Annotated in this window: 20 protein-coding genes; 10 read left to right on the forward strand and 10 right to left on the reverse strand. The window is 61.7% G+C overall.

All coding sequences use genetic code 11. The annotated features are described in order from the left end of the window. Positions 1-128: 128 nt before the first annotated feature. Complete coding sequence (locus tag C4J85_RS15215; protein WP_124410089.1) at positions 129-683, forward strand: cysteine hydrolase family protein; 555 nt, start codon at positions 129-131, stop codon at positions 681-683. A 23-nt stretch (positions 684-706) separates the two neighbouring features. Here the strand turns inward: C4J85_RS15215 and C4J85_RS15220 are convergent, their stop codons facing one another. The 4 genes from C4J85_RS15220 to uvsE form a co-directional block, all read right to left on the reverse strand. Beyond that, on the reverse strand, positions 707-1,168 hold the full coding sequence (locus C4J85_RS15220) for an NUDIX hydrolase (protein ID WP_124367229.1): 462 nt from the start codon (positions 1,166-1,168) through the stop codon (positions 707-709). A 140-nt stretch (positions 1,169-1,308) separates the two neighbouring features. Next, positions 1,309-2,088, reverse strand: a complete 780-nt coding sequence (locus tag C4J85_RS15225; RefSeq protein WP_124410090.1) for a nucleotidyltransferase domain-containing protein — start codon at positions 2,086-2,088, stop codon at positions 1,309-1,311. Continuing rightward, positions 2,085-2,564: an ATP-binding protein gene (locus tag C4J85_RS15230; protein WP_124410091.1), complete on the reverse strand. Its 480-nt coding sequence runs from the start codon at positions 2,562-2,564 to the stop codon at positions 2,085-2,087. Before C4J85_RS15230 ends, C4J85_RS15225 begins: the two co-directional genes overlap by 4 nt. A gap of 39 nt (positions 2,565-2,603) precedes the next feature. Then, positions 2,604-3,632 carry a UV DNA damage repair endonuclease UvsE gene (uvsE, locus tag C4J85_RS15235; RefSeq protein ID WP_124410092.1) on the reverse strand — a complete coding sequence of 343 codons (1,029 nt, stop codon included), beginning with the start codon at positions 3,630-3,632 and terminating at the stop codon, positions 2,604-2,606. Between the two features lie 204 nt (positions 3,633-3,836). Between uvsE and C4J85_RS15240 the strand changes: the two genes are divergently transcribed. Further along, positions 3,837-4,259 (forward strand): DUF2231 domain-containing protein, encoded by a 423-nt coding sequence (locus C4J85_RS15240; RefSeq protein ID WP_124367232.1) that lies wholly within the window; start codon positions 3,837-3,839, stop codon positions 4,257-4,259. Beyond that, positions 4,256-5,548 carry a sorbosone dehydrogenase family protein gene (locus C4J85_RS15245; RefSeq protein WP_124370892.1) on the forward strand — a complete coding sequence of 431 codons (1,293 nt, stop codon included), beginning with the start codon at positions 4,256-4,258 and terminating at the stop codon, positions 5,546-5,548. Before C4J85_RS15240 ends, C4J85_RS15245 begins: the two co-directional genes overlap by 4 nt. 42 nt (positions 5,549-5,590) lie before the next feature. On the opposite strand, the gene C4J85_RS15250 is transcribed toward C4J85_RS15245, so the two are convergent. Next, the gene (locus tag C4J85_RS15250) at positions 5,591-6,994 is read right to left on the reverse strand and encodes an MFS transporter (protein ID WP_124410093.1); all 1,404 of its coding nucleotides are present in this window, start codon (positions 6,992-6,994) and stop codon (positions 5,591-5,593) included. A 142-nt stretch (positions 6,995-7,136) separates the two neighbouring features. Next, entirely contained in the window at positions 7,137-7,667 is a 531-nt protein-coding gene (locus C4J85_RS15255) for a GNAT family N-acetyltransferase (RefSeq protein WP_124410094.1), read from the reverse strand. A 317-nt stretch (positions 7,668-7,984) separates the two neighbouring features. Between C4J85_RS15255 and proP the strand changes: the two genes are divergently transcribed. Then, positions 7,985-9,487 carry a glycine betaine/L-proline transporter ProP gene (gene proP / locus C4J85_RS15260; RefSeq protein WP_124367236.1) on the forward strand — a complete coding sequence of 501 codons (1,503 nt, stop codon included), beginning with the start codon at positions 7,985-7,987 and terminating at the stop codon, positions 9,485-9,487. A 51-nt stretch (positions 9,488-9,538) separates the two neighbouring features. After that, on the forward strand, positions 9,539-10,045 hold the full coding sequence (locus tag C4J85_RS15265; RefSeq protein ID WP_124410095.1) for a GAF domain-containing protein: 507 nt from the start codon (positions 9,539-9,541) through the stop codon (positions 10,043-10,045). Here the strand turns inward: C4J85_RS15265 and C4J85_RS15270 are convergent. Next, a complete protein-coding gene (locus tag C4J85_RS15270; RefSeq protein WP_124410096.1) occupies positions 10,020-10,943 on the reverse strand; it encodes an AraC family transcriptional regulator in 924 nt (307 codons plus the stop codon). The two genes, C4J85_RS15265 and C4J85_RS15270, sit on opposite strands and share 26 nt — an antisense overlap. A 173-nt stretch (positions 10,944-11,116) precedes the next feature. Here C4J85_RS15270 and C4J85_RS15275 point away from each other — a divergent pair, with 173 nt between their 5' ends. Then, a complete protein-coding gene (locus C4J85_RS15275; RefSeq protein ID WP_124410097.1) occupies positions 11,117-12,139 on the forward strand; it encodes an alpha/beta hydrolase in 1,023 nt (340 codons plus the stop codon). Continuing rightward, a complete protein-coding gene (locus C4J85_RS15280) occupies positions 12,139-13,326 on the forward strand; it encodes an MFS transporter (RefSeq protein WP_124410098.1) in 1,188 nt (395 codons plus the stop codon). Before C4J85_RS15275 ends, C4J85_RS15280 begins: the two co-directional genes overlap by 1 nt. On the opposite strand, the gene C4J85_RS15285 is transcribed toward C4J85_RS15280, so the two are convergent. After that, positions 13,319-14,140 (reverse strand): helix-turn-helix domain-containing protein, encoded by an 822-nt coding sequence (locus C4J85_RS15285; RefSeq protein WP_124410099.1) that lies wholly within the window; start codon positions 14,138-14,140, stop codon positions 13,319-13,321. The two genes, C4J85_RS15280 and C4J85_RS15285, sit on opposite strands and share 8 nt — an antisense overlap. Before the next feature lie 97 nt (positions 14,141-14,237). On the opposite strand from C4J85_RS15285, the gene C4J85_RS15290 reads away from it, so the two are divergent. Continuing rightward, a complete protein-coding gene (locus C4J85_RS15290) occupies positions 14,238-15,449 on the forward strand; it encodes an MFS transporter (protein WP_124410100.1) in 1,212 nt (403 codons plus the stop codon). 136 nt (positions 15,450-15,585) lie between these two features. Here the strand turns inward: C4J85_RS15290 and C4J85_RS15295 are convergent, their stop codons facing one another. Continuing rightward, positions 15,586-15,894, reverse strand: a complete 309-nt coding sequence (locus C4J85_RS15295; RefSeq protein ID WP_124410101.1) for a DUF2834 domain-containing protein — start codon at positions 15,892-15,894, stop codon at positions 15,586-15,588. A 121-nt stretch (positions 15,895-16,015) separates the two neighbouring features. Between C4J85_RS15295 and C4J85_RS15300 the strand changes: the two genes are divergently transcribed. Then, positions 16,016-17,725 (forward strand): amidase, encoded by a 1,710-nt coding sequence (locus tag C4J85_RS15300; RefSeq protein ID WP_124410102.1) that lies wholly within the window; start codon positions 16,016-16,018, stop codon positions 17,723-17,725. 356 nt (positions 17,726-18,081) lie between these two features. Then, entirely contained in the window at positions 18,082-18,513 is a 432-nt protein-coding gene (locus C4J85_RS15305) for a nuclear transport factor 2 family protein (RefSeq protein WP_124367244.1), read from the forward strand. 29 nt (positions 18,514-18,542) lie between these two features. Here C4J85_RS15305 and C4J85_RS15310 read toward each other — a convergent pair whose 3' ends face one another. Beyond that, the gene (locus tag C4J85_RS15310) at positions 18,543-19,868 is read right to left on the reverse strand and encodes a PLP-dependent aminotransferase family protein (protein WP_124410103.1); all 1,326 of its coding nucleotides are present in this window, start codon (positions 19,866-19,868) and stop codon (positions 18,543-18,545) included. Positions 19,869-19,956 lie beyond the last annotated feature (88 nt).

Genomic DNA, 19,956 nt, shown 5'->3' on the forward strand with positions numbered 1-19,956 from the left:
GTAACGGTTCAGGGAGCAGGTGGGCAATCACTTGGGTTTAAAAGCAAACGGCGCAGGCTTGATGAATTACTGTTTGAATACAGGCCCTGACTGCTATGTTTCGCGCCTCACACGCAAAAGGACAGCCCATGGAACCGTTAGCGATAAATGCGGCGCTGGTGATCATCGACATGCAAAAAGGCATGAGCGACCCCACTCTTGGTCGACGCAACAACCCAGACGCCGAACTACGCATGCAGCAGCTTCTTACCGCGTGGCGACAGGCGCAACGTCCAATTATTCATGTGCGACATATCTCTCGTTCCCCTGGCTCGGTGTTCTGGCCTGGTCAACCCGGCTGCGAATTCCAGGACGCGCTGCAGCCCCTCGCCCATGAACAGGTGATGGAAAAAAACGTCCCGGATGCGTTCATCACCACGGGCCTTGAGCGCTGGCTGCATACGCGCTCGATCAGGCAAGTGGTGATCGTTGGCGTCATTACCAACAACTCCGTCGAGGCAACGGCCCGCTCGGCTGGCAATCTGGGCTTTGACGTGATCGTGGTCGCAGACGCCTGCTTTACCTTCGATCAGACTGATCTATCGGGGCGGCTGTGGCCGGCGGAAGATGTACATGCGTTGTCGTTGAGTAACCTGGCGATGGACTATGCGAGGGTGGTCGAGGCCCAAGCGCTGCTGGCCTGAGCGCTTGTTCAGGCGTAAACCGCTCAAGGCGCAGATCGAAAAACCCCGGCATCCACCAACATCTCGGCCAACCCTTGCGGCCATACGGTGTCATCCGTCGAACGCAGTGCCTGGGCCGACCACCAGCGATGATCGGCCATGACCTGCGCTTCCTGTTCAGTCCATTCGGCACGGGACACTGCCTCACTTGGCGCATGCACGACGAAGTAGCGTTCAATCGCCAGCACCGTTTCGCCGCTCGGCAGCCTCAAGGGGAAGCTGCGCTCTGCTACAGGGGGCTGCACACCGCTGACCGTAAGGCCGGTTTCCTCGCGCAGCTCGCGAATCGCTGCAGCCTCGAAGGTTTCGCCGGCTTCAACGCCTCCGCCTGGCGTGGCCCAATAGTCGTTACCGGCCAGGGCGCCTGCTTTATGGACAAACCTGAAAAGAAGTACTTCGTTCGAGGGGCTTATTACCAGTAGTCGTGAGGCTTTGCGCTCGCGCATTAGATTGATTCCTTTCCGATCACAACGGTCACTGTGGCGAGGGAGCTTGCTCCCGCTGGACTGCGCAGCAGGCCCATTCTTTTAAAGCGAAGAGCGGGGCCGCTTCGCGCCCCAGCGGGAGCAAGCTCCCTCGCCACAGGTTATGGGTTTGGCTGGGAGGCCATCCAGTCAACAAATGCATCGAGACGCAGCAGGAACGCCTCGCGCTCGGCACCGGGATTTCTGGCTTCGAACAGGAAGTAGGCGATTTGGGTAATCATGGTCGGATAACGCTGCCGGAACAGCGCCACATGCTCCTCCAGCGTCTGCGGCCACATCGTGGCTTCTGCTGACCGCAGCGTATGCGTGGAACGGATCAACTTGCGCGCGGCTTCGCGCTGCAAACGCAGGCGGTGCGGTGTGTTCGCGGCCTGCACGATGTCTGTTCGATAGCGGGTCAGCACCTGCACGAAATCATCGTTGAGTGCCAGGGCGATATCGCGGCTTGGCCGGAATGGCTCGAACCGCAACCCAAGGTCATCGCCCCACAGGCACCGGCAATGATGTTTGAGCCAAAACCCCCAGCGATTATGGTTCTGCGGTGCCAATACCTGTGCGCGGTGGCCAATGTCGAAATCCACCTTCGTGACACAGGGATGCCGCTGCTCCAGCGCCAGCCGCGCCCGTTCAAGCTGTTCAAGCACGGCTGCCTGAGGGGGATCACTCAACACCAGAGTCAGATCGAGATCAGACGCCTCGGCACTGGCATCACCCCGGGCAACACTGCCGTAAAGATAGATGCCATCCAGCCCGAACGCCGGCTGTGAAAGCGTCGCCAGCACATCCGCCAGTAAAGGCTCGAATTCTGGCTGCACGGGCGCGGCGCCCACGGTGACAACATAGCCATTGGCGTCAACACCGACAGGTGGTTCAGCACTCATAAGCTATGCACCTCGATCACCAACCCTTCCTCCTCACTCGGCACACAAAAGTGGCGGGTAATCAGGTCGAATTCGGCATCGGTGGCGGCGAAATCATGCTCGCCGCTGGCGTTGCGTGCGTGCAGTCGAGTCCGGCAGGTGGCGTCATCCAGCGCCAGGTAATGCAGGCAATGCGGTGCCTGGGCGGCCTGCGCCAGGGTGAGCAGCCATTCGCGATTGGCCAGTGTGTTGGCCGGAAAATCCAGTACCACATTGACGCCCGACTTCAGCAGATCGATCACCAGCGGCTCCACGACACCGCGGATCTGCCGGGCACAGGCCAGGTAATCGGCAATCGTCTTGATCTGACCGGGATACAGCGTGGCGAGCCAATGGTCTTCGCTGAGCAAGATGGCAGCGTGATCGGTGGCAAGACTGCTGGCGAGCGTAGACTTGCCGGACGCAATCTTGCCGCAAAGCAGATGCAGGGTAGCCATGGGACGGTTCCTTTGTGGGGCCGCAAAGCATGCCATGTTTCAGGCGGATCGGTGCTGCCAATACGTATAGAACGCCAGGGCGGCGATGTTCTTGTCCTTGGCTTCGAGCATGATGTCGAAGCGATCCAGAAAATGCAGGGCATAGTCGTTGGTCCAGCGGTTCCACATCTGCGCGCTGTGGGCGTAGAGGTCGCGCTTGGACACCACCTTCAGCAAGGCTGCCATTTCCAGTTTGTGCTCGGCGTCAAACCCCAGTGCCTGCAGGCTTTCCGGGGGCTGGGAGTAATGCATCGTGGGCCGAACGCCACGCCAGCTGTCGATGACTTGGGCGACGCGTGGGGAGTCGGGGTCGATGTAGTGGTCTTCGTTGATCCAGCAATGGTGAATGTCCAGTACCACCGGTGCCAGGTCGGCGACTTGCAGGCAATGGTCCAGGCCGTAGGTTTTCTCGTCATTCTCAAAGGTGATGCAATTGCGCGCCACTTCGGACAGGCGCGACCACACCGCCCGCGTGCCCTCCACACCCAGGCGCCCGGCGATATGCACGTTGCACTTGAGGTCCTGGAAGCGCCGGCCGTAACCCATCATGCGAATCATGTCGGCGTGGTATTCGAATTCGGCCAGGCTGTTCTCCACCACGCCGGGGTTTTCCGAAGCCAGCACACAGTACTGGCCGGGATGAAACGACAGGCGGATATCCGACGTCCGCGCCAGCTCGCCGATGGCGGCAAACCCTTCCTGCAATTGGCGCTGGATCGCCGGGTCCTGATACACAGCGGCAACGTCGGGGTGGCTGTAGAACGGCAACAGGTCACTGCTCAGGCGCAGCATGCGCAGGGTCGGCGGCAGCTCGGCAACGTACGCCAGCAGGCGCAATTGGGCGGCGAGGTTATGGGTGACTACCTCGACCAGTTTATCCCGCGCCACCTTGGGCTCGACGCTGTTCATCCAGCGCAACGTGGTGGTACGCGGGTTGAACGGGCCTTCGATCAGCTTCAAGGCACTGGCCGAAGGCAGTCGTTCGGGATGCTTGTACTGGCATGCAAAGCCGATGCGCGGGTGGGTCATGGGAACGCCTGTAATAAGCAATGAAGGTTAGAGGCTTAGGTGAATCCGGCGGCCAAGGGTTCGAAAAACATCCGGACACGAACCTTCGGTGAACTTTCTCACAAACAGCGCGCTCCTTTCCTATGCAAAGCCTATGTGCAAAGCCTATGCAAAGTCATCGCACGCCTAGCCAGGCGTGCCGAACGATAAGGAGCTGCATCCCCCATGACTACCCTTCCCGCCTACCGCTGCACGCCAGGCCCGCTGCATGCGACCTTGCTCGCCGGCAGCGTGCCGCTGTTCCTCGGCGCTACGCTCAGTGACATTGCCTACGGCCAGACCTACCAGATTCAGTGGGCCAATTTCGCCTCCTGGCTGATTGCCGGTGCGTTGGTGTTCAGTGGGTTTGCCCTGTTATTCGCTCTGGTCAACCTGCTGCGCGCCGAACGCAAGGCCGGGCGCCCTGCCGCCTACTTTCTGCTGTTGTTGGCCGCTTGGGTGTTGGGGCTGATCAACGCCTTCCAGCACGCCAAGGATGCCTACGCCATGATGCCGACCGGCCTGGTGCTGTCGGTGATCGTCACGCTGCTGGCGATGGTGGCGACGTGGATCGGCCTGACTAACCTGCGCTCGGGAGCTGACCAATGAAAACCACCCACACCTTGACCCTGTTAAGCGCAGCGTTGCTGCTGGCCGCGTGCGGCGGCGAAGGCGACAAGACTCAGGTCCACGGCCCCGACCCCAAGTTACCGGCCCAACAAAGCAGCCTGCTGCCGAGCATGAAGATCGCCGAGCCCGTCGCCTGGGGCGACCAGAAACCCAAGGTACCCGAGGGCTACAGCATCACGGCGATCGCCACCGACCTCGCCATCCCGCGCCAGACCCTGGTACTGCCCAACGGCGATATCCTCGTCGCCGAAGGCCGTGGCGGCAGCGCGGCCAAGCTCAAGCCCAAGGATGTGATCGCCAGCCTGATCAAGGCCGAGGGCAATACCAAGGTCAAGAGCGGCAACCGCATCACGCTGTTGCGCGATGCCGATGGTGACGGCACTTATGAACTCAAGACCGTGTTCGCCGACAACCTCAACGCGCCCTATGGCCTGGCTTACGCCGATGGGAAAATCTACGTGGCCAACCAGGATGCGCTGGTGCGCTTCGACTATGCCGACGGCCAGACCAAGGCCAGCGGCGCCCCGACCAAGGTCACCGACCTGCCGGCGCAGATCAATCACCACTGGACCAAATCCCTGGCGGTGAGCGAGGACGGTCGCCAGCTCTATGTCGGGATCGGCTCCAACAGCAACATCACCGAGCGCGGCATGGAAGTGGAAATCGACCGGGCGATGGTCTGGCAGATCGATGCCGCGACCGGTGCGCACAAGCCCTATGCCACCGGCCTGCGCAACCCGACGGCGCTGACTATCCAACCGGGTTCGGGGCAGCTGTGGACGGTGGTCAACGAGCGCGATGAACTGGGCCCGGACCTGGTGCCGGATTACCTCAGCTCGGTGCGCGAAGGCGCCTTCTACGGCTGGCCTTATAGCTACTGGGGCCAGAACGTCGACCCGCGTGCACAACCGCAGAACCCGGCCAAAGTGGCTGCGGCGATCAAGCCCGATTACAGCCTCGGTTCGCACGTTGCGGCACTCGGTGTGGATTTCTCCATCCCGGCCATGGGCGAAAAATTCGCCGACGGCGTGTTCGTTGGCGAACACGGCAGTTGGAACCGCGATAATCCGGTGGGCTACAAGGTGATCTTCGTACCGTTCAGCAACGGCAAACCGGCTGGCGAGCCTGTGGACTTCGCCACCGGTTTTCGCGGGGAGGATGGCAAGACCCGTGGTCGCCCGGTCGGTGTGACGGTGGACCCGAAAGGTGCGCTGATCATTGCCGATGATTTGGCCAACACAGTGTGGCGGGTAACGCGTAATCGCTGAACCGACACTGCCGGAGCGGCTTGCCCGCTCCGGCACTCTCACTCAGAGGTCGGTGATTTCCTTATGGCGCGGCACCAGCGTCTTCATCACGCTCCACGCCACCAGGTACGCCAGGGCACAGATCGCGAACATGATCATGTAGCCGGTGTGGATGTCGTTGATGGATTTGTAGTAGTCAAACACCCAGCCGCCGATCTTGGTCATCACCACTCCGCCCAAGCCTCCCGCCATGCCGCCGATACCGACCACCGAAGCGACGGTTTTTTGCGGGAACATGTCCGATACTGTGGTGAAGATATTGCACGACCACGCCTGGTGTGCCGAGGCGCCCACGCCGATCAGCAATACCGGGACCCAGAAGCTGATGTAGCCCAACGGCTGCGCGAGCAGCACCACCAGCGGGAACAGCGCGATCACCAGCATGGCTTTCATGCGGCCATCGTAGGGCGCGTCGCCCCGTGCCATGAAATAACTAGGAAACCAGCCACCCCCGATACTGCCAACCATGGTCATGCTGTACAGCACGGCCAGCGGCATCACGATATCGGCGCCCTTCATGCCGTATTGCGCCGACAGGTAAGTCGGCAGCCAGAACAGGAAGAACCACCAGACGCCGTCCGTCATGAACTTGCCGAAAGCGAAGGCCCAGGTCTGGCGATAGGTCAGCAACTTGAACCACGAGACTTTTTTCGGCGTTACGCCCGCAGCCAATGGCGTGAAGGGTTGTACGGTCTGGTCGCTGCGGATGTAGGCCAGTTCTTCGGCCGACAGGCGTTTTTGCTGCTCAGGTTTTTCGTACACGGCGGCCCACACGGCCACCCACACGAAGCCGAGCATGCCGATGACCATGAAAGCCGCTTCCCAGCCCCACATCCCGGCGATCAATGGCACACAGATGGGCGCCAATATCGCGCCTACGTTAGCACCCGAGTTGAAGATCCCGGTGGCGAAGGAACGCTCTTTCTTGGGGAAGTACTCGGCCGTGGCCTTGATCGCGATGGGAAAGTTGCCCGCCTCGCCAATCGCCAGCACCGCGCGTGACAGCATGAAACCGGCAATCGACACCGGAATCACCGCCAGCCCGACCGCAGTGCTGACTGCCGCAAGGCCCTCGCCCATCTGCACCGAGAAGGCATGCATGATCGCGCCGGTGGACCAGATACCGATCGCCACGACGTAGGCGGCCTTGGTGCCGATCTTGTCGACAAACCGCCCGGCAAACAGCATGGAAATCGCGTAGACGAACTGGAACACCGCCGCGATGTTGGCGTAATCGGTGTTGCTCCAGCCAAATTGCGTGGACAACTGCGGCGCCAGCAGGCTGAGCACCTGGCGGTCGAGGTAGTTGACGGTAGTGGCGAAAAACAGCATCGCGCAGATCGTCCAGCGATAGCTGCCGACCGCCTGGCCGACACGATGGGCACTGATGGGCTCGTTCAGATTCATGGCATCACTTTTTATTTTTGTTAGGTAGGACATATGTAACGTCATATGTCGTCGTACAACTGTGGCTTTTATATCGGGCTGTCTGGACAGTGTCAATCTGAAAGATTGCTGTGAACGAGGATTTACAGGGGTGTGAAAACTGTCAGGCTGAAGCAGTTATAGGATGACAAACGCGCATCACCCGGCTTGGTGCCTGGCCGGGCACATCATCGAGCAGGCCGAATGGCTGCATGCCGATCTTCTCCAACACCCGGATCGACGCGGCATGCTCCGGTCGTACCAACCCGAAAACCTCCGGCAAGCCCAGTGTTTCGAATGCCAGCACCAAGGCATCGCGCCCCAACTCAGTGGCATAGCCCTGCCCCCAGGCTTCGACGGCGAAGCGATAGCCGAGGTTGATGCGCGGCACTGTCAAGTAGTTGAGCGGCGCAATGCCACCGAAGCCGATGACGTGTTCGGGAGCCTCACGCCGTGCAACCGCCCACCAGCCGTAGCCCAGGGCAGTCCATTGGTCGAGCCAGCGCTTCAGCAGGCGCTGCGCATCGTCAAGACTGGCCATGGGGCCGGCAGGGTTGAACAGGTTGGTCTGGGGGTCGCTGTAGATGGCGAATAATCGCCCCACGTCAGCAGGCTGTGGTTGGCGGTAGATGAGGCGTGAAGGGTTGTTTGGCATACAAATGACCTCCCTATTGGCGGCATAACGCTGCGAGCCCAGTGTAACCAGCAAAGACACACCTCTGTCATGCACAGCACTGGACAATGTGGGAGGGGGCTTGCTCCCGATGGCGGTGGGTCAGCGGCGAATTTGCTGACTGATACACCGCCATCGGGAGCAAGCCCCCTCCCACAGGCCTCACACCAACGATATTTCGCCAATGCGAGAAAAAATCCCGCGATGGGTGAATTATTTAGTGTCCGCTTGTATCTGAAGTGACAGAGCGGTGCCATCGCTGCGATGGCACCTCCCGTTCAGCTTCTAGAGTGGCCCGCATGAAATTACGTAAGAAACGCGTCAAACCCATCGGTTTGAACGACATCACCATTGTCGACGACAACAAGATGCGCAAGGCAATCACCGCCGCCGCACTGGGCAACGCCATGGAATGGTTCGACTTTGGCGTCTATGGGTTTGTCGCTTATGTGCTGGGCAAGGTGTTCTTCCCCGACGCGTCCCCCAGCGTACAAATGATCGCGGCACTGGCCACCTTCTCGGTGCCCTTCCTGATCCGCCCACTGGGCGGTCTGTTCTTCGGCGCTCTGGGTGACAAGTACGGACGACAGAAAGTCCTCGCTGCCACCATCGTGATCATGTCCTTGAGCACCTTCGCCATCGGCCTGATTCCGGGGTACGCGTCCATTGGCATCTGGGCGCCGATCCTGTTGCTGTTGTGCAAAATGGCCCAGGGCTTCTCGGTGGGCGGCGAATACACCGGCGCGTCGATTTTCGTCGCCGAATACGCCCCAGACCGCAAGCGCGGGTTCCTCGGCAGTTGGTTGGACTTCGGCTCGATTGCCGGCTTCGTGCTGGGCGCCGGCGTGGTGGTATTGATTTCCACCGTGCTCGGCGAGGCGGATTTCGAGGCCTGGGGCTGGCGCCTGCCGTTTTTCCTGGCCCTGCCCCTGGGCATCATCGGCCTGTACCTGCGCCACGCGCTGGAAGAGACTCCGGCGTTCCAGCAACATGTCGAAAAACTCGAACAGGGTGACCGCGAAGGCCTCAGCCATGGCCCCAAGGTGTCCTTCAAAGAGATCGCCACCAAGCATTGGCGCAGCCTGCTGACCTGCATTGGTATCGTCGCGGCCACCAACGTGACCTACTACATGCTGCTCACCTACATGCCCAGCTACCTGTCGCACAACCTGCATTACGCCGAAAACAGCGGTGTGCTGATCATCATCGCGATCATGGTCGGCATGTTGTTCGTGCAGCCGTTCATTGGCTTTGTCAGCGACAAGATCGGCCGCAAGCCCTTCATCATTGCCGGCAGCATTGGCCTGCTGTTTCTGTCGATCCCGGCGTTTATGCTGATTACCAGCGGCAAGACCGGGCTGATCTTCAGCGGCCTGCTGATTCTAGCAATTGTGCTTAACTTCTTTATCGGCGTGATGGCATCGACGCTGCCGGCGATGTTCCCGACTCACCTGCGCTACAGCGCGCTGGCGAGTGCCTTCAACGTCTCGGTATTGATCGCCGGTATCACGCCAACGGCAGTGGCCTGGCTGGTAGAAAGCACCAATGACTTGTACATGCCTGCTTACTACCTGATGGTATTCGCCGTGGTCGGTCTGGTCACGGGCCTGACCATGAAGGAAACTGCCAATAAACCACTGCGAGGGGCGGCCCCGGCGGCCTCCGACATGGAAGAAGCCAAGGAATTGTTGCAGGAGCACCATGACAATATCGAGCAGAAGATCGAGGACATCGATGCTGAGATTGCGGCGCTCCAAGCCAAGCGCGAAAACTTGGTGCAGCAGCATCCACGGATCAATTAAGACCTGGCTGTGCGTGGTCGCTGCTTGCGGCCACGCCATTGGAGCGTTCACATGATTCCAAGCGTCACCTCTGCCCAATCGCTGCTGAGCGCCGACGAACGCGCTGCCATCGCAGAAATCGAAGCGACCACCAACATCCTTAAACTGGTCACCCGCCTGACCGGCATGCGCTTCGCCGGCATCGCCAAATTCACTGACCTGGAATGGATAGTCTGCTCGGCCTACGACCCCATGCAGATGGGCATCCATGTCGACGACGTGCTCGACCTGGAAACCACCCTGTGCAGTGAGTTTTGCGTCGATCCCCAAGCCTTGTTCGTCCCGCAGATCAGCCTCGACGGCCGCTTTGCCGCACGCCCGGTGGTCAAGCAATTCGCCATCGAGAGCTATGCCGGCGCGCCGATTTTCCTGCCCGACGGGCGCCTGTTCGGCGCACTGTGCGCGCTGGATTCGCGCGCCATGCTGTTCGACGACCCCAACCTGCCGGAAACCCTGAGCCTGTTCGCACGACTGATCGGTTGCATCTTTTACGCTAACTTGACTCCGTCAGATCAGTAACACCTGCCCTGCCCCGCAGCGCGGCCATGTCGCGCTTGGGCGGTACGCCGAACAGGCGGCTGTACTCACGGCTGAACTGCGACGGGCTTTCATAACCGACTTTGAACGCGGCACTGGACACGTCCTGGTGCTCGTTCAACATCAAGCGCCTGGCCTCGTTCAAGCGCAGCCATTTCTGATACTGCAACGGACTCATCGAGGTCAGTTGGCGGAAGTGATGGTGAAAGGTTGCCGCGCTCATTTGCACGCGTGCGGCCAGTTCTTCCACGCGCAGCGCGCTGTCGAAATTCAATTTCAGCCAATCGATGGCCTTGGCGATCCGATACCCCTGCCCGTCCACTGAACAGATCTGGCGCAGTCGGCCGGCCTGGTCGCTCTTCAATAACCGGTAGTGAATCTCGCGCTGGATCAACGGCGCCAGCACCGGGATTGCGTCAGGTTCATCCAGCAATGCCACCAAGCGCGCGAATGCTGCCAGCATGCCGTCCGTCACCCGGCCGATGCCAACCCCTTTCATCATCGCGCGCTCACGGGTTGGCGGCAGGCCGCCCTGGGCGATCAGCTCGGCCAGCATGCGCAGGTCCAGCTTGAACATCAGCCCCAGGCACGGTTGCCCGGGGCTGGCGACCAGCACTTCGGAGTTGGCCGGGATATCCAGCGAGGTCAGCAGAAATCGCGACCTGTCGTAGGGATAGCCCTCACCGCCGACCCACAACCGCTTCTCGCCCTGTACCACCAGCACGATGCTCGGTTCGACCATGCACACCACCGGCGCGGCCGGTTGTTCACGCCGATAGAACCCCAGGCCCGGGATCGGCATCGGGTAGTCGCCGGGCGCCGGGATGCGCGAGCCGATGGCCTGGATCAGCGCGTCCAGCGGTGATTGATGGATCGTCATAGGGCCCTCCACTGCTTCACTGACTGTCTTGGCAGGACTTTACCCGCGCCAGGCGCAGGCGTCGCCGCCAAACCGTGAAACTCAGAGGATCAGGCAAGTAATCCACTCAAATGCACTACAGAAGCCCTGCCGCCATCGGGAAAATGCTCGGACACTTCGCAAGGAACATCCCTATGAAACGCCTCCTGCTCGCGCTGGGTTTGCTGGTGACCTCCCTTTCTTCATCAGGAGCCGACATGTCCAACGGTGCTGATAACTTCTACACCAGCGACACGGTGACGGCCGAGAACGTCACTTTCAACAATCAATACGGTATGCAGGTTGCGGGCACGTTGTTCACGCCTAAAAACCTCGCCGCCGGATCCAAAAGCGCCGCCATTGTCGTCGGCCATCCCATGGGCGCCGTCAGGCAACAAAGCGCCAACCTCTATGCCACCAAAATGGCCGAACAGGGCTTCGTCACGCTGTCCCTGGACCTGTCGTTCTGGGGCGAAAGCGCCGGCACGCCGCGCAACGCGGTGCTGCCCGACCTCTACACTGAAGACTTCAGCGCCGCCGTGGACTTCCTCGGCACCCGCCCCCAGGTCGATCGTGAACGCATCGGTGCCATCGGCGTGTGTGGCAGCGGCAGCTTCGTGATCAGCGCGGCGAAGATCGATCCGCGCATCAAGGCGATAGCGACCGTCAGCATGTACGACATGGGCGCCGCCAACCGCAACGGCCTCAAGCACGGCGTGACGCTGCAACAGCGCCAGCAGGTGTTGCGCCAGGCGGCCAACCAGCGCTATGTCGAGTTCCAGGGCGGCGAGACCGTCTACACCGGCGGCACGCCCCAGACCCTCACCGGCGACGCGGTGGGCGATGAGTTCTACGATTTCTACCGCACCCCGCGCGGTGAAGTCACGCCGCCAGGCGCCTCCAAGCTCACCACCACCCGGCCGACGTTGACCAGCAACGTGAAGTTCATGAACTTCTACCCGTTCAACGACATCGAGACGATCTCCCCACGCCCGCTGCTGCTGATTGCCGGGGCCGACGCGCACTCCCGTGAATTCAGCGAAGACGCCTTCCAGCGCGCCGCCGAGCCCAAGCAATTGCTGATCATCCCGAACGCGGGGCACGTCGATCTCTACGACCGGGTCGACCTGATCCCGTTCGCCACACTCACCACCTTCTTCCAGGGCTATTTGAAGTGATGTCTGCTACATCCCAAACCCAACGCTGGGGCGCCGTGCTGGCGATGTCGCTGGCGGCATTCGCGCTGGTTGCTTCCGAATTCATGCCGGTAAGCCTGCTGACACCCCTGGCCGCCGACCTGCACATCACTGAAGGCCAGGCTGGCCAGGGCATTTCGGTGTCCGGGGTGTTTGCCCTGCTCACCAGCCTGGTGATCGCCTCGATCGCCGCGCGAGTGGATCGCAAGCGCCTGCTGATGACGCTGACACTGCTGATGATCGTCTCCGGCAGCGTGGTGGCGTTCGCCCCGAACTACCTGGTGTTCATGCTCGGTCGTGTGTTGATCGGCGTGGCGATTGGCGGCTTCTGGTCACTGTCGGCGGCCACGGCGATGCGCCTGGTGCCCCAAGCCCAGGTGCCGCGTGCCCTGGCCATCGTCAACGGCGGCAACGCACTGGCGACGGTGATCGCGGCACCGCTGGGCAGCTTTCTGGGCGGCATCATCGGCTGGCGTGGCGCGTTTTTCTGTGTGGTGCCGGTGGCCGTGATTGCACTGGTGTGGCTGCTGGTGAGCCTGCCTGCGCTGAAGAACAAGGCCGAGGCGAAAGCCGGCAATGTCCTGAGCCTGATGAAAAACCCCACGGTAGCCCTGGGGATGGTGGCCGTCAGCGTGTTCTTCATGGGCCAGTTCATGCTGTTCACCTACCTGCGGCCGTTCCTGGAAAGCGTGACCCGGGTTGACGTCTCCACGCTGTCGTTGATGCTGCTGGTGCTCGGCCTGGCGGGCCTGGCGGGGACGTTCCTGATTGAACGCTTCCTGAAGCACCACCTGTACCCGACGCTGATTGCCATCCCACTGATAATGGCAGGCATCGCCCTTGCACTGGTGGCGTTCGGCAGTTCCACCCTCATGACCAGCGTGTTGCTGGGCAGCTGGGGCCTGGTGGCGACCGCCGCGCCGGTGGGCTGGTGGACATGGTTATCGAGAACCACGCCTGACAACGCGGAGGCCGGCGGTGGCTTGATGGTCGCCATCATTCAATTGGCGATTGCCGCAGGCGCCACGGTCGGCGGCGTGGCGTTTGACCTGAGCGGTTACCAGGCGACCTTCGAACTGAGCGCGGCCTTGCTGGTGGTCGCCACCGTGCTGGCCTACCTGGCGTCACGCCGCCCGCGGCCTGCCCGCGTTATCAGCAGCGCTAGCTGAAAAACTGACTCGGCGTCTTGCCGAACTGTTTCTTGAACATGCTGCTAAAGGCGCTGGGGCTTTCGTAGCCCAACTCAAGGGCCACATCGATAATTTTCTCGCCCACCGCGATGCGCTCCAGCGCCAACAGCAAACGGGCCTGCTGGCGCCACTGGCCGAAGGTCATCCCGGTTTCGCGGCGGAACAGGCGTTGAATGGTTTTTTGATCCAGGTCCAGGCGCTGGCTCCAATCGGCGACGGTGGACGCATCGCCCGGGTCTTGCTGCAGCGTCAGGCAGATGTGATTGATGCGCGGGTCGGCGGGCTGAGGAAGCGACAATGGCAGCGCGGGCAGGATAGCCAGCTCATCGAGGATCAGGCGCATGATCCTGGCGTCGCGCGAATCCTCGGCAAAGGGCGGTTTCAAGCTGACCGAGACTTTGATCAATTCACTCAGCAGCGGCGACACCGTCACCGTCTTCGGCTCGGTCGGCAGGTCCGGAAAGCTGTCCGGGCGCACGAATACGCTGCGCATTTTCAAGGTGCCCACGCAACGCAGCGCATGCACCTGGCCACAGGGCATCCAGAACCCGCGATTGGGCGGCACGGTCCACTGGTTCAACGCCGAATACACCACCATCACGCCGCCAATAGCGTAGAGCAGTTGATGCTTGTTGTGGCTGTGCTCGGGAATCACCCAGTTTTCCGGGTAGTCAGTGGCCGAGCTGATGACGGCCCAATCGCCTTCATCGATCTCCTGGAGGAATTTGTCGAGGGATTTGATGATTTCGCCCTTTTTGCGATGAATTACGCCCGAATTGCGCGAGACAGGCATTTGCGTCGACTCTAGCATGGCTCCCGAAATAATTAGAAATGGGCCGCCCGCTCAAGTAGTGTCGGCCCCTGTTCGCTGCCTTGTATGGAATGCCTGCATGTCGACCCTCACCGCGACACCCGCCGCTGCCACCGCGACGCCTCAGGTCAGCCCTTTGGTCATGCGCGTGCTCGGCGCCTGCGCCCTGGCGCATCTGATCAACGACCTGATCCAGGCCGTGCTGCCGTCGATCTACCCAATGCTCAAGGCCAACTACGGCCTGACGTTTACCCAGGTCGGCCTGATCACCCTGACTTTCCAACTCACCGCATCGCTGCTGCAGCCCTGGATCGGCTACCACACCGACCGTCATCCCAAGCCCTGGCTGCTGCCGGCGGGCATGGTCTGCACCTTGATCGGTATTCTGATGCTGGCGTTTGTCGGCAGCTTCCCGCTGATTTTGCTGGCGGCGGCGCTGGTCGGTGTCGGCTCGTCGACGTTCCACCCGGAAACGTCCCGCGTGGCACGCCTGGCCTCCGGCGGCCGCTATGGCCTGGCGCAATCGACGTTCCAGGTCGGCGGTAACACCGGCAGCGCCTTCGGTCCACTGCTGGCGGCGGCTATCATCATTCCTTACGGCCAGAGCCATATCGCCTGGTTCGGCCTGTTCGCGGTGTTCGCGATCCTGGTGCTGTACGGCTTGAGCCGCTGGTACCGCCACCACCTCAACCTGTTCAAGCTCAAGCAAGGCGGCAAACCGACCCATGGCCTGTCCAAAGGCCGGGTGACCTTTGCCCTGGTGGTGCTGGCGCTGCTGGTATTCTCCAAATATTGGTACATGACCAGCCTGACCAGCTACTTCACGTTCTACCTGATCGAAAAATTCCAGCTGTCGGTCGCCAACTCCCAGATGTACCTGTTCCTGTTCCTCGGCGCGGTGGCCGTGGGCACCTTCGCCGGCGGGCCGATCGGCGACAAGATCGGGCGCAAGACAGTCATCTGGTTTTCGATTCTCGGCGCCGCGCCGTTCACCCTCGCCCTGCCCTATGTCGACCTATTCTGGACTGCCGTACTCAGCGTGATCATCGGCTTTATCATCGCCTCGGCGTTCTCGGCCATCGTGGTGTTCGCCCAGGAACTGGTGCCGGGCAATGTCGGCATGATCGCCGGGATCTTCTTCGGCCTGATGTTCGGTTTCAGCGGGATCGGCGCGGCACTGCTGGGCTTGCTCGCCGATAGCCACGGTATCGAATACGTCTACAAGATCTGCTCGTTCCTGCCGTTGGCGGGCATTTTGACGATATTGTTGCCGTCGACCAAAGGGGTGTGAGGCTGCCGCTGTCCAAGTGACCACGCTGAACAATGTGGGAGGGGGCTTGCCCCCGATGGCGGTGTGTCAGTCAAGTAGATGTCAACTGACGCATCGCTATCGGGAGCAAGCCCCCTCCCACATTGGTATTTTGTCGTCAGGTGCGTCGCGTGAACCCATTGACGACGATATACAGCAGCGGCCCTATCGACACGAACACCGCCGTCAGCAGGAAATAGGGGATCAACGACGCCACGGAGCGCCCCCGGCCCCGCGCATCCCGGTACATCCACACACACGCCAGTATCGCCATCAGGTACAGGTCAATCACCACCTGCGCCGTATCTGGCCGCGACATCAACTCCTGCCCAAACGCAATGAGCGATTGCTCGGCCGTCAACATGGTCGCCACGGTATACAGCGAAAACCCGAGCAAACCGGCCAGGGCGATATAGGGTCTGGGCATGTTCTCCTCCTTGGAGTGCAATATGGATCATCAAGCCGCTTACCTTAGCAGCAAGCTGGCACTGGGAAATATCTGTACGTAGACTGCCGCCATACCTCCACTTGAAGGCGGCGAAAAAAACCTGATGCAAGTTACCGAAGTCTCCATTGCTCAATTGCGCGCTGCGCTTGAATCCGGCCAGACCAGCGCCGTTGAACTGGTGCAGGCCTACCTGGCGCGGATCGACGCCTATGACGGCCCGCAGACCGCCACCGCGCTGAACGCCGTGGTGGTGCGCAACCCCGAGGCCTTGCAGGAAGCCGAGGCGTCCGATGCACGCCGGGCAAAAGGCCAGACGCTGGGGCCGCTGGATGGCATTCCCTATACGGCCAAGGACAGTTACCTGGTCAAGGGCCTCACCGCCGCGTCCGGCAGCCCGGCGTTCGCCAAGCTGGTCGCCCAGCGTGATGCCTTCACCATCGAGCGTTTGCGCGCTGGCGGGGCCATCTGCCTGGGCAAGACCAATATGCCGCCCATGGCCAACGGCGGCATGCAACGCGGCGTCTATGGCCGCGCCGAAAGCCCGTACAACGCCGATTACCTCACCGCACCGTTCGCCTCGGGTTCGTCCAACGGCGCCGGCACGGCCACGGCGGCAAGTTTCGCCGCGTTTGGCCTGGCCGAAGAAACCTGGTCGAGCGGTCGCGGCCCGGCCTCCAACAACGGCTTGTGTGCGTACACGCCTTCGCGTGGGGTGATTTCGGTACGCGGCAACTGGCCGCTGACCCCGACCATGGACGTGGTGGTGCCCTATGCGCGCACCATGGCTGACCTGCTGGAAGTACTCGACGTGGTGGTCGCCGAAGACCCGCACACCCGTGGCGACCTGTGGCGCCTGCAACCCTGGGTGCCGATCCCCAGCGTCAGTTCGGTGCGCCCGGCGTCCTACGCCGAACTCGCGGCGGGCAGCGCGGCCCTGGCCGGCAAACGCTTCGGCGTGCCGCGCATGTACATCAACGCCGACCCTGAGGCCGGCACCAGTGAGAAACCAGGGATCGGCGGACCGACCGGGCAGAAAATCCACACCCGCGCCTCAGTGATCGAGCTGTGGCAAGCCGCACGCCACGCCCTGGAAGCCGCAGGCGCCGAAGTCATCGAAGTGGATTTCCCACTGGTGTCCAATTGCGAAGGCGACCGCCCCGGCGCGCCCACAGTGTTCAACCGTGGCCTGGTGTCCCGGCAATTCCTCCACGATGAACTGTGGGAATTGTCGGCCTGGGCGTTCGATGACTTTTTGCGTGCCAACGGCGACCCGGCGTTGAACCACCTGGCGGATGTGGATGGCCCGAAGATCTTCCCCCACGACCCCGGCACCCTGCCCAACCGCGAAGACGACCTGGCCGCCGGCATGGATGAATACGTGCGCATGGCCCAGCGCGGCATCACGCCGTGGAACGAGATCAGCAGCTTGCCCGACGGCTTGCGCGGCCTCGAGCAAACCCGCCGGCTGGACCTGGAAGACTGGATGGACCGCCTGGGGCTCGACGCGGTGCTGTTCCCCACCGTGGCCGACGTGGGCCCGGCCGATGCCGATGTCAACGAAGCCTCCGCCGATATCGCCTGGAGCAATGGCGTGTGGGTGGCCAACGGCAACCTCGCCATTCGCCATCTTGGCGTGCCTACCGTCACCGTGCCGATGGGCGTGATGGCCGATATCGGCATGCCGGTCGGGCTGACATTTGCCGGGCGGGCGTATGACGATTCGGCTCTGTTGCGCTTGGCGTCAGCGTACGAAGCCACCGGCAGCAAACGCATGATTCCACCGCGTACACCGCCGTTGTCAGCCGGCTGATCACCGCCCCATGTGGGTGTGGACTTGCCCTAATGCCGGTCAGTTAAGAAGTAGCAGGAGCGAGAACTAACTTGTGGCGAGGGAGCTTGCTCCCGCTGGGGCGCGAAGCGGCCCCAAGCAATGGGACTGCTGCGCAGTCCAGCGGGAGCAAGCTCCCTCGCCACAGGTTCGGTGTCGCCTTAACTGACTGGCATTAGGGCTTGCCCCCTCCCACAGGTTCAGCCGAGTTCCACGTCGGCAAATAAGTAATTTCAGAATATTTCAAGAACCCCCTTTCCTTCCCCTGCCAATTTATTGCATGGTTGTACGACGACAGACCTCATCGTGTCGCTCCCCAACAACAATAAGGACTCCCCATGCAAAATCTCAAAGTGCTGATCGCTTTCCTGTGCCTGTTCTCCGGCTACGTCGCGGCCGCACCGGCGCCCGCCGAGAAGGAAGTAGCCCAGGCGGTCGACCAACTGACCCAGGCTATGTTGCACCTGGACCTCAAGCAACTGCATGCGCTGACCGCAGACACCCTCACCTACGGCCATTCCAGCGGCAAGGTGCAGAACAAGGCGCAGTTCATCGAAGACCTGGAAACTCACAAGAGCGCGTTCAAGACCCTGGAAATGCAAAACCAGAGCATCACCCTCAATGGCGATACCGCTCTGGTGCGCAACCACTTTCACGCCCTGGCGGTGAACAGTGGCGTCGAAGTGCCGACCGATATCGATAACTTCCAGGTCTGGCAGAAACAGAAAGGCCAATGGCTGCTGATCGGCCGCCAGGCCTACAAATACTGACCCTTGCCGGTGAGCCGCTCAGCCACGGCTCACCATTGCACTACTTTGCGCACCTTGAGCAACGCCTCACGCAGCGCCGTCATCGACACCGACCCCAAGGCCAGGCGCAGCGCATGGGGCACATGGGCCGAGACGGCAAACGGCTCGGCGGTGGAAACGCCAATACCTTCGCGCTGCAAGGTCATGGCCACCTGATCGGCGCGGACATCTTCGCCCAGCGGCAGCCACAAAAAATACGATGAGGGATGGCTGATATAGCTCAGCCCCGTCAGCACTTGCGCCGCCAAACCTTGTCGCGCCTGGGCATCTGCACGTTTTTGCGCCTCCAACTGCGCAACGGTGCCATCTTCGATCCAGGCCACGGTAATCGCACTCATCACCCCCGGCACGTTCCAGGTGGTGGCCATGACGGTGCGCTCCAATACCTTGACCCAAGCCAGGGGCGCCGCGATAAAACCGACGCGCAAGCCGGTGGCGACACTTTTGGAAAACCCACCCACGTAGACAGTGCATTCAGGCGCCAGGCTCGCCAGCGGCGGCGGTGCGTGTTCGGCCAGGAAGGCGTAGGCGGCGTCCTCGATGATCATCAAGTGGTGCTCTCGTGCAATCGCCACCAGGCGCTCGCGCTGCGCCAGGCTCATCACCCAGCCCAGCGGGTTATGCAGGGTGGGCATGCTGTAGACCGCGCGCACCGGCCGCTTGCGGCACAGGGCCTGCAGGTGATCGAGGTCCGGGCCGGTGGCGCTGGCCGGGATCGCGACGATTTCCAGGTGCAGGGTCTCGGCCAATACCTTGAAGCCCGAATACGTCAATGCGTCGACGGCGATCACATCGCCGGGTTTGAGCAGCGCCATCAGGGTTACCGCCAAGCCGTGCTGGGCTCCGCTGACCAGCAATACCTGTTCGGCCTGCACCGCCAGCCCGCGCTGCAACAGGTGCTGCGCGACCGCCGCGCGTTCATGCAGGCGGCCGGCGTGGGGCTGGTAACGCAACAGCGCTTCCAGGTCGCCGGATAACGCCAACTGGCGCAGTGCGCCACGCAAAAGCTCGGCCTGGCCGGGCAATGACGGGTAGTTGAAATTCAAATCGAGCATGCCTGCCGCGACGGGCATCTGCCCACTGCCCTGGCCCGGCGGTAACGCCAGTTCGCGCACAAAAGTGCCGCGCCCGGTTTCACCACTGACCAGCCCCATCGCCTCCAGCTCGGCGTACACGCGGCTCGCGGTAACCAGCGCCAAGCCATGCTCGGCGGCGAGTTGGCGGTGCGTGGGCAGGCGCGTGCCGGGCGGCATTTTGCCCGCACGAATGGCCTCGGCGAAGGTATCGACCAGCGACTTGTAGCGGGCGCGCGGCATTGGCGATGTATCCATGACAATTTTTTGATTGCCTTAATCTTCAGCCCTAGGATGCCGAGTACGCAACTTCCCTTTTCGGACATACCCC

Source organism: Pseudomonas sp. R4-34-07 (assembly GCF_003852375.1).
Lineage (GTDB): Bacteria > Pseudomonadota > Gammaproteobacteria > Pseudomonadales > Pseudomonadaceae > Aquipseudomonas.

Excerpts from the sequence above, each read along its gene's own strand:
- C4J85_RS15225 (WP_124410090.1), bottom strand. The coding sequence starts at position 2,088 with ATGAGTGCTGAACCACCTGTCGGTGTTGACGCCAATGGCTATGTTGTC.
- C4J85_RS15285 (WP_124410099.1), bottom strand. The coding sequence starts at position 14,140 with ATGCCTGTCTCGCGCAATTCGGGCGTAATTCATCGCAAAAAGGGCGAA.
- C4J85_RS15250 (WP_124410093.1), bottom strand. The coding sequence starts at position 6,994 with ATGAATCTGAACGAGCCCATCAGTGCCCATCGTGTCGGCCAGGCGGTC.
- C4J85_RS15275 (WP_124410097.1), top strand. The coding sequence starts at position 11,117 with ATGAAACGCCTCCTGCTCGCGCTGGGTTTGCTGGTGACCTCCCTTTCT.
- uvsE (WP_124410092.1), bottom strand. The coding sequence starts at position 3,632 with ATGACCCACCCGCGCATCGGCTTTGCATGCCAGTACAAGCATCCCGAA.
- proP (WP_124367236.1), top strand. The coding sequence starts at position 7,985 with ATGAAATTACGTAAGAAACGCGTCAAACCCATCGGTTTGAACGACATC.
- C4J85_RS15295 (WP_124410101.1), bottom strand. The coding sequence starts at position 15,894 with ATGCCCAGACCCTATATCGCCCTGGCCGGTTTGCTCGGGTTTTCGCTG.
- C4J85_RS15230 (WP_124410091.1), bottom strand. The coding sequence starts at position 2,564 with ATGGCTACCCTGCATCTGCTTTGCGGCAAGATTGCGTCCGGCAAGTCT.
- C4J85_RS15240 (WP_124367232.1), top strand. The coding sequence starts at position 3,837 with ATGACTACCCTTCCCGCCTACCGCTGCACGCCAGGCCCGCTGCATGCG.
- C4J85_RS15270 (WP_124410096.1), bottom strand. The coding sequence starts at position 10,943 with ATGACGATCCATCAATCACCGCTGGACGCGCTGATCCAGGCCATCGGC.
- C4J85_RS15305 (WP_124367244.1), top strand. The coding sequence starts at position 18,082 with ATGCAAAATCTCAAAGTGCTGATCGCTTTCCTGTGCCTGTTCTCCGGC.
- C4J85_RS15245 (WP_124370892.1), top strand. The coding sequence starts at position 4,256 with ATGAAAACCACCCACACCTTGACCCTGTTAAGCGCAGCGTTGCTGCTG.
- C4J85_RS15255 (WP_124410094.1), bottom strand. The coding sequence starts at position 7,667 with ATGCCAAACAACCCTTCACGCCTCATCTACCGCCAACCACAGCCTGCT.
- C4J85_RS15215 (WP_124410089.1), top strand. The coding sequence starts at position 129 with ATGGAACCGTTAGCGATAAATGCGGCGCTGGTGATCATCGACATGCAA.
- C4J85_RS15220 (WP_124367229.1), bottom strand. The coding sequence starts at position 1,168 with ATGCGCGAGCGCAAAGCCTCACGACTACTGGTAATAAGCCCCTCGAAC.
- C4J85_RS15280 (WP_124410098.1), top strand. The coding sequence starts at position 12,139 with ATGTCTGCTACATCCCAAACCCAACGCTGGGGCGCCGTGCTGGCGATG.
- C4J85_RS15310 (WP_124410103.1), bottom strand. The coding sequence starts at position 19,868 with ATGCCGCGCGCCCGCTACAAGTCGCTGGTCGATACCTTCGCCGAGGCC.
- C4J85_RS15265 (WP_124410095.1), top strand. The coding sequence starts at position 9,539 with ATGATTCCAAGCGTCACCTCTGCCCAATCGCTGCTGAGCGCCGACGAA.
- C4J85_RS15290 (WP_124410100.1), top strand. The coding sequence starts at position 14,238 with ATGTCGACCCTCACCGCGACACCCGCCGCTGCCACCGCGACGCCTCAG.